Origin of the sequence: Streptomyces sp. SID3343 (assembly GCF_009865215.1) — a bacterium.
GTDB lineage: Bacteria > Actinomycetota > Actinomycetes > Streptomycetales > Streptomycetaceae > Embleya.
The window spans coordinates 1-7,550 of record NZ_WWJX01001170.1; the positions used below are offsets into that span (position 1 = coordinate 1).

General features: G+C 71.8%; 8 protein-coding genes. 6 read left to right on the forward strand and 2 right to left on the reverse strand.

Features of this window, described 5'->3' with window-relative positions:
• The first annotated feature begins 87 nt into the window (after positions 1-87).
• From GT354_RS54945 to GT354_RS37035, 4 genes are all read left to right on the forward strand, one after another.
• Positions 88-558, forward strand: a complete 471-nt coding sequence (locus GT354_RS54945; protein WP_161360770.1) for a ricin-type beta-trefoil lectin domain protein — start codon at positions 88-90, stop codon at positions 556-558.
• Positions 559-834: 276 nt separating this feature from the next.
• Positions 835-1,491 (forward strand): HemK2/MTQ2 family protein methyltransferase, encoded by a 657-nt coding sequence (locus GT354_RS37025; protein ID WP_161360771.1) that lies wholly within the window; start codon positions 835-837, stop codon positions 1,489-1,491.
• Entirely contained in the window at positions 1,472-1,738 is a 267-nt protein-coding gene (locus GT354_RS37030) for a CDGSH iron-sulfur domain-containing protein (protein ID WP_161360772.1), read from the forward strand. The genes GT354_RS37025 and GT354_RS37030 overlap by 20 nt, the downstream gene beginning before the upstream one ends.
• Positions 1,735-2,742 (forward strand): iron-containing redox enzyme family protein, encoded by a 1,008-nt coding sequence (locus GT354_RS37035; protein WP_161360773.1) that lies wholly within the window; start codon positions 1,735-1,737, stop codon positions 2,740-2,742. The genes GT354_RS37030 and GT354_RS37035 overlap by 4 nt, the downstream gene beginning before the upstream one ends.
• Before the next feature lie 49 nt (positions 2,743-2,791).
• Here the strand turns inward: GT354_RS37035 and GT354_RS37040 are convergent, their stop codons facing one another.
• Both GT354_RS37040 and GT354_RS37045 read right to left on the reverse strand, forming a co-directional pair.
• Positions 2,792-3,718, reverse strand: coding sequence for a glycosyltransferase (locus tag GT354_RS37040; RefSeq protein ID WP_161360774.1), 927 nt, complete (start codon positions 3,716-3,718; stop codon positions 2,792-2,794).
• A complete protein-coding gene (locus GT354_RS37045; protein WP_161360775.1) occupies positions 3,696-4,637 on the reverse strand; it encodes a glycosyltransferase in 942 nt (313 codons plus the stop codon). The genes GT354_RS37040 and GT354_RS37045 overlap by 23 nt, the downstream gene beginning before the upstream one ends.
• 322 nt (positions 4,638-4,959) lie before the next feature.
• On the opposite strand from GT354_RS37045, the gene GT354_RS37050 reads away from it, so the two are divergent.
• Complete coding sequence (locus GT354_RS37050) at positions 4,960-5,898, forward strand: UDP-glucuronic acid decarboxylase family protein (RefSeq protein WP_346012343.1); 939 nt, start codon at positions 4,960-4,962, stop codon at positions 5,896-5,898.
• 196 nt (positions 5,899-6,094) lie between these two features.
• Positions 6,095-7,550: carbamoyltransferase N-terminal domain-containing protein (locus GT354_RS37055; RefSeq protein WP_161360777.1), on the forward strand; the 1,456-nt coding region annotated here is incomplete at its 3' end.

Below are 7,550 nucleotides of genomic sequence, written 5' to 3' on the forward strand. Positions count from 1 at the left end.
CAACGGCAGTCGCCCCCGCCGGTCAACCGTGCGCCGGGCACGCCCGCCCCGCCACAACCCAAAACCGTGCAACCTCCGCCCCCTCCCGTGCCTGCCCAACCGCCCGTCCAACCACCCGCCAAGCCCCCCGTTCAGCCGCCCCCGCCCCCGCCCGCCGTTCCGCAGCCGCCGAAGCCGAACGTTCCGGGCAACCCGCTGAAGAACCCGATCTCCGGCAAATGCCTGAGCGGGTCGGCCGGTTCCGACGGCACGCATCTGATGCTGTGGTCGTGCAACGGTGACGTGAACCAGAAATGGGACATCAAGTCCGACGGCACGATCCGTACCAAGGGCCTGTGCATGGACGCGGCGTGGGGTGGCACCGCGTCCGGAACCTACGTCCAGATCGCCTATTGCAGCGGGAATCCCGCCCAGCAGTTCACTCTGCGCGGCAGCACGCTCTATTCCAAGACCGCCGACAAATGCGTCGACCTCTGGAACAACGGCACCCGTGACGGCGCGGAGGTACGTCTCTACCAGTGCACCAACGGCGGCAACCAGAAGTGGGTACGCGGCTGAGCACCGAGTCGAAAGACGATCCGACATCATCGGTTCGGCCTGTGTCGGACCACCCGGCGCAGGCCGGCCGGTGAGGCGGCCCGGGCACGGCCGGTGAGACGGCCCCGGCGGGACCCGCGCCCACCGGCTCGCCCACTCCGGTGCCCCCGGCGGCGATGTGGGTCCGCCCGTGGTCTTCCGCCGGCTGAGTGACACGTCCCCCGGCGTTCGCGGCCCCGCCCGGTCGGCGATTCGATCAAGGTGTTTCGGCAGGATCGGCCGGGGCAGCCGCGAGCCATGAGAATGCTGAGGTTGCCGGGGACGTACCGCCCACAGGCGGATACCCGACTGTTGGCGTCGGCGTTCGTCGAGCAAGGGCTGCACCGCGTCGATCGCGTCCTGGACGTCGGTACGGGTACGGGCGCGGTGGCCTTGGCGGCGGCATCCGCAGGATCGTGTCGGGTGACGGCCGTCGACGTCTCGCGTCAGGCCGTGTGGACGGCTCGGCTGAACAGTGCCTGGCGTCGGCGCGGGGTGTCCGTGCTGCGGGGTGACCTCTTGGAGCCCGTTCGCGGCCAGACGTTCGACGTGGTGCTGGCGAACCCGCCGTACGTGCCCTCTCCGGAGGAGAACGCCCCCCGCCGAGGTCGCGCCCGGGCGTGGGACGCCGGTACCGACGGGCGGCTCGTACTGGACCGGCTGTGCGCCCAGGTGCCGATACACCTCAATCCCGGCGGGACGCTGCTGGTCGTGCACTCCGTGCTGTGCGGGGTGGGCACGACGTTGGGTCTCCTGGAGTCGGTCGGCCTGCGGGCCCAGGTGGTCGCCCGAAGCCTGGAGCCCTTCGGCCCCGTCCTGACCGCACGCGCCGCCTTCCTGGAGAAGCGCGGTCTGTTGCGACCGGGTTGCCGAGAAGAGGAGTTGGTGGTCGTCCGTGGCGATTTCCCGAGCTGAAGCACGCCGGGTCGAGGTCGTCGACGGCGGCCCGATCCTGCTGGAGGGACCCGTGGAGGTCGCCTTGGCGAACGGAGGCACGGCCTTCTCCGACAGGCATGTCGTGGCGTTGTGCACGTGCCGTCGCACCCGCAGGCCCCCGTGGTGCGATACCAGCCACCGATCCCACCGTCAGCCTCCCGGCCCGCAAGCCGAGACGCCGGCGCCCCGGGAACAGAAACGGGAACAGGAACGGGAGGAGCGATGACCGCTCCCGAACCGCCGCGCGAACGCGGCCCCGTGTCGGGCGCGATCCTCGCCGCCCTGGGCAACCCGGCCGGCACCGGCGTGGGAGCCGCCGCGGCCGACGCGGATCCGTTCGGCGACGACCTACAACTCGCGCTGTACGTCTGCTACGAACTGCACTACCGCGCATTCGCCGAGGTGGATGCGGCCTGGGAATGGGATCCCGACCTGCTGCGCGTGCGTGCCGAACTGGAGGGGGCGTTCCTGCGTGCGCTGCGCGAGAGCGTCGATGCCGACGCCGATCTGGAGACCGCTCTCGCTCCGTTGTTGGTCGAGCCCCTGGACGGTGCGGGGGTCAGCCATCACCTGCTGAAGGACGGTGACCTGGACCAGTTCCGCGAATACGTCGTGCACCGCTCGCTGTACCACCTCAAGGAGGCGGATCCCCAGGCGTGGTTGATCCCGCGCCTGGACGGGCGGGCCAAGGCAGGCGTGGTGTCCGTCGAGTTCGACGAGTACGGCGGCGGGCGCGCCGACCGCATGCACGCCCGGTTGTTCGGGGATCTCATGCGGGGGCTGGGTCTGGACCCGACGTACGGTTTCTATCTGGACCGGGTGCCCGCGCCCATGCTCGCCGTGGTCAATCTGATGTCGCTGTTCGGGCTGCATCGAGGCCGGCGCGGGATGGCCGTCGGCCAGTTCGCCGTCATCGAGATCGGCTCGCCGCCCGGCTCCGCCCGCCTGGCCGACGCGCTGAGCCGCCTGGGCGTCCAGGACCCGGCGTGTGCCTTCTTCTACACCGAACACGTCGAAGCGGACGCCGTCCACGAACAGCTCATGCGCCGCGAGGTGTTGGGCGGGCTGCTGGAACAGGAGCCGGACCTGGAAAGCGACGTGGTCTTCGGGATCCGGGCCAGCGATTTCGTGGAAGACCGCCTGTCGACCCACCTGCTCACCGCGTGGGACCAGGGCCGCAGTTCGCTGCTCCCCCACGAGCCGGACCGGCACGCCCACGCCCGTACCTGAACGTGGCCTCCGTGCACCGGATCCCGACGAGTCGGGCGGTACATCGTGATCACCCCACGTATCGGCGCGCCCGACCGCTCAACTGGGTGGCCTCCAGAGCGCGGAGCCCGCGTTCGGTGGCCTCGGGAACCACGCGTCGGTCCCGCAGCACCCCGGGTAGACCCACCAGGGCGTCGCCCACCGCGAGCAACGTGGTGCGATCGTGCGGGACGGTACGCAACAGCCGCACGGTCCGCAGCAGGGCCCGCCCGCCCGGGCGCCGCAGCCACGTGAACCACAGCGTGTTGCGAATGCCCGCCCGGCGCCGGGCGGTCGGGTCACGCAGCAGGGAAGCCCGGTGGTGGACCACGACGTCGTCGGCGTAGAGCAGGACGTGACCCGCTGCGGTGAGGTCCGCGGACAACAACTCCTCCTCACCACCGAGCAGCAGTCGCGCGGAGAAACCGCCCACCGCACGGAACGGCTCCACCCGAACCATGGAGGCGCCGGCCAGGATGCTGCCGAGCACCGGCCCGGGCAGGCACGAGCCCGCCGGCGGCGCGACGGGCGAGGACCGCAGTTCCGCCACGATGGGGTCCTCGGTCCCGTCCGGCTCCACGATCACGCGCCCGGTCACGGTGGCGACCTCGGGGTGCTCGTCGAGCAGGTCGGCGGCTCGGGCCAGGGCTCCCGGAGCCCACCACACGTCGTCGTCGCAGAACGCCACATAGGGCGTCGTGACGGTACGGACCGCGATGTTGCGGCCGACCGCGCCGAGGTTGCGGGCCAACTCGATCAGCGAGACGTCGGGACACGCCGACCGCACGGCCGGCGCCGTGCCGTCCGCGGACGCGTTGTCGACGACGACGATGGGGGCGGCGTCCGGCAGATCGCGCAGGACGGCCAGGGTGCGCAGGAGTTCCTCGCGGCGGTTGTGGGTGATCAGCACGACGGTATAGCGGGCCGCACCGCGTTCAGGACCGGTCGATCGCGACACGTACGGCCTCCCTCGGCTGCTCCGGCAGCGGCGGGCGCACGGATTCGACGAGGTCGATGTCACGCAGGACCCGGGCGGGCAGCCGACGACGCCGACGAAGCACGGTGGGCGCGGCGGCCAGAACCGCCAGGGCCGCTTCCCTGGCCGCCGGGTCGGCGTGGGCGATTCGGGCCAACGCGAACCAGTCGGCCAACCCCCTGCGCAGCGGCAGTCTGATCAGCCGCACGAGCACGTCGTTGCGGGCGACGCGGGCCCGGCGGGCGACCGAGTCGCGCACGGGCGAGGGGTGGTGGTGGGCCACGACCGACGGCGCGTACGCGAGATTCCAGCCGGCCGCCGCCAGATCCCACGCGAGCAGTTGCTCTTCCCCGCCGATCAGCAGAAACCGGGCGAATCCGCCGACCTGGCGAAACGCGTCCCGCCGAACGATCGAGCCGCAGGCCAGGAAGCCCAGTACGGCGGGCCCCGGCGTGTGCGCGCGACGACCCAGCGGGCTGTGCGCCATCAGGCCCGTCACCGGGTCCGCTTCCTCGTGCGTGCCGACCAGGATCCGCGCGGCCAGGACGGCGGTGCCCGGATGGGCGTCCAGTACCGCCGCACCCTCGGCCAAGGCGCCGGGCGCCCACCAGGAATCGTCGTCGCTGAAGGCGACGTAGGGCGTCTGGGCCGCCTCCACGCCCAGGTTGCGGCCGGCGGCGCCCAGATTGGTCGGACTGCGGATCACCCGCACGCGGGGATAGCGCTCGCGCACCGCGTCGGCGCTGCCGTCGCCCGACGCGTTGTCCACCACGACCACCGCCGGGCGCTCGGGCAGGCTGGTCAGCCGGGCGAGCGTGGCGCACAGTTCGTCCCGCCGATCACGGGTGGCGATCACGACCGTGACCGCCACTGGGCCGCGGCTCTCGCCGGCGTCCGACATGTGTGTCCAACCTTCCGTCGCGGTCCCGATTTTCGGCCCCCAGCGGTGCCGGGCCGGCGCTCCCTTACCCCGCCCTGGGGGTGACATGCCCGGGAGAAAAGTGCCGTTTGTCGATGATCCGTCCGGGTACCGTCGGTTCCGACCCCAGCGCCGCATCCGGAGGAGCGTCATGACGCCCGAAGCCGCCCGCGCACGGTCTCACCACGAGGTCCGTCGTCCACCTCACAGCCATCCGCTCGACTCGGGCCGCGGGGCTCCCGATCCGCTCCCCGCGGGGGACGCGTCCGTCGCGACGGGGCCAGAACGTGACTTTCGGCGGGTCGTGGTCACCGGCGGGGCCGGATTCCTCGGTTCGCACCTGTGCGAGCGTCTGCTCGCCCGAGGCTCGGAGGTGGTGTGCCTGGACAACTTCCTTACCGGCACACCGGCCAACGTCGCCCATTTGATGCCCGATCCCGCGTTTCGGCTGACCCGTTGCGACGTCACCGAGTTCGTGCACGTGCCGGGCGAGGTCGACCTGGTGCTGCATTTCGCGTCGCCCGCGTCGCCGCTGGACTACCTCGAGTACCCCATCGACACGTTGAAGGTGGGCAGCCTGGGCACCTTGCACGCGCTGGGCCTGGCGGCGGAGAAGCGGGCCAGGTTCGTGTTGGCGTCCACGTCGGAGGTGTACGGCGATCCCCTGGTGCATCCGCAACCGGAGGAGTACTGGGGAAACGTCAATCCGATCGGCCCGCGCGGCGTGTACGACGAGGCGAAACGTTTCTCCGAGGCTTTGGTCATGGCGTATCGCCAGGCGCGCGAGCTGGATACCGCGATCGTGCGGATCTTCAACACCTACGGGCCGCGGATGCGCCCCAACGACGGCCGAGCCATCCCGGCGTTCGTCTGCGCCGCCTTGCGCGGTGAACCGTTGCGGGTGCACGGCGACGGCTCGCAGACGCGCTCCATCTGTCACGTCGACGACACCGTGTCCGGCGTTCTCGCGCTCGCCGGGTCTTCGCACATGGGTCCGATGAACATCGGCAACCCGAACGAGATGAGCGTGCTGGACCTGGCCCGCCGCATCCTGGAACTCACCGAGTCGCAAGCGGAGATCGCCTTCGTCGAGCGACCCGTCGACGATCCCACCACCCGGCGACCGGACATCACCCGGGCGCGCACGGTTTTGGGCTGGGAGCCGCGCGTGGACTGGCGCGACGGATTGCGCGCCACGATCGAGTGGTTCGCCGCGCAACCCGAACTACACGACGCGGCGTAGGCGCCGGCACGTCCCCGGCGCCGCTCGCTCGGTCGCGCGTCCCACCCGGCCGCCCGTACCGGTTTCCCGCCGCGGTGACGTGACGGCAGCGCCGACGGTCCCGGATGGTCCGGGGGCCGGGATCCGGCAGGCGACTCGGCGCCACATCCACGAACCGGGCGGCCCCTCGCCCACATCGCCCGGAGCGGAGAACCGTATGCGCATCCTCGGACTCAACGCCATCTTCCACGACCCCGCGGCGGCCGTGGTCGTCGACGGCCGAGTCGTCGCGGCCGCCGAGGAGGAACGCTTCAGCCGGCGCAAGCACGGCAAGCGGCCGCTGCCCTTCTCGGCGTGGGAACTCCCCGAACTCGCCGCGACGTGGTGCCTGGAGAAGGCGGGCCTGCGCCCGGACGAACTCGACGCGGTCACCTACTCGTTCGACCCCGCGCTGGCCCGCCCGCAGGAGAGCCTGGGGCTCGACGACCCGTGGGACCACGTGCGACAGACCTACGCCCGCGAGGCCCCGAACTTCGTCGCCGAAGCCCTCCCCGGGCTCGACGCCGGCGTCTTCAGGTTCGTCCCGCACCACATCGCGCACGCCGCGTCCGCCGCCCTCGCCGGACCTCCCGCCTACCGCAACGCGAGTGTGCTGGTCGCGGACGGGCGCGGTGAGGCCACCAGCCACCTGTCCGCGCGCTATAGAGACGGCCGGCCGGACGTCCTCGCCCGTACCGCCCTTCCGCACTCGCTGGGGCTGTTCTACGAGGAGGTCACCGCCCACCTGGGCTTCCTGCGCTCGTGCGACGAGTTCAAGGTGATGGCCCTCGCCTCCTACGGCAGGCCCCGCTTCCTCGACGAACTGCGCAGATCCGTGTACGCCACCGGCGACGGCTCCTTCCGTACCGAGCCGGTGAACCTGTCCGCGTTGGCCAAGGCCCGCCGACCGCACGAGGACTGGACCCCCGAGCAGGCCGACCTGGCCGCGTCGGTCCAGGCCGTCACCGAGGAGGTCCTGCTGGACCTGGTGCGCTGGCTGCACGCGCGCACCGGCGACCGGCACCTGTCGATGGCCGGCGGGGTAGCGCTCAACTGCGTGGCCAACTCGCGGATCGCCGCCGAGGGGCCCTTCGAGCACATCTGGGTACAGCCGGCCGCCGGCGACGCGGGCACCGCGCTGGGCGGGGCGCTGCACGTCGCCGAGGTGATGGGCGACCGCACGACGCCGATGGCCGGCGCGGACCTGGGTCGGTCCTGGGACGACGACGAGTTGGAGGCGTGGCTGTGCCGGGCCAGGGTCCCCTACTCCAGGCCCCACGACATCGCCGACGTCGTCGCCCGCGCACTCGCCGCCGACGACGTGGTGGCGTGGTTCCAGGGCCGCAGCGAGTTCGGCCCGCGCGCGCTGGGCCACCGCAGCCTGCTCGCGCATCCCGGGCGCGCGTCCAACCTGGAGCGCCTCAACGACGTCAAGGGTCGCGAACAGTTCCGCCCGGTGGCCCCGATGGTGCTCGCCGAGCGCGCCGCCGAACTCTTCGACGGACCCGTCCCGAGCCGGTACATGCTCTTCACCCACGACGTCGCCGAGCACTGGCGCGAACGCATCCCCGCCGTCGTCCACGTCGACGGCACCGCGCGCATCCAGACCGTCGACGGGGGCGACAATCCCCTGC

Bases quoted from the DNA above. Each gene is read 5' to 3' on its own strand.
- GT354_RS37045 (WP_161360775.1), bottom strand. From the start codon at position 4,637: ATGTCGGACGCCGGCGAGAGCCGCGGCCCAGTGGCGGTCACGGTCGTG.
- GT354_RS37025 (WP_161360771.1), top strand. From the start codon at position 835: ATGAGAATGCTGAGGTTGCCGGGGACGTACCGCCCACAGGCGGATACC.
- GT354_RS37035 (WP_161360773.1), top strand. From the start codon at position 1,735: ATGACCGCTCCCGAACCGCCGCGCGAACGCGGCCCCGTGTCGGGCGCG.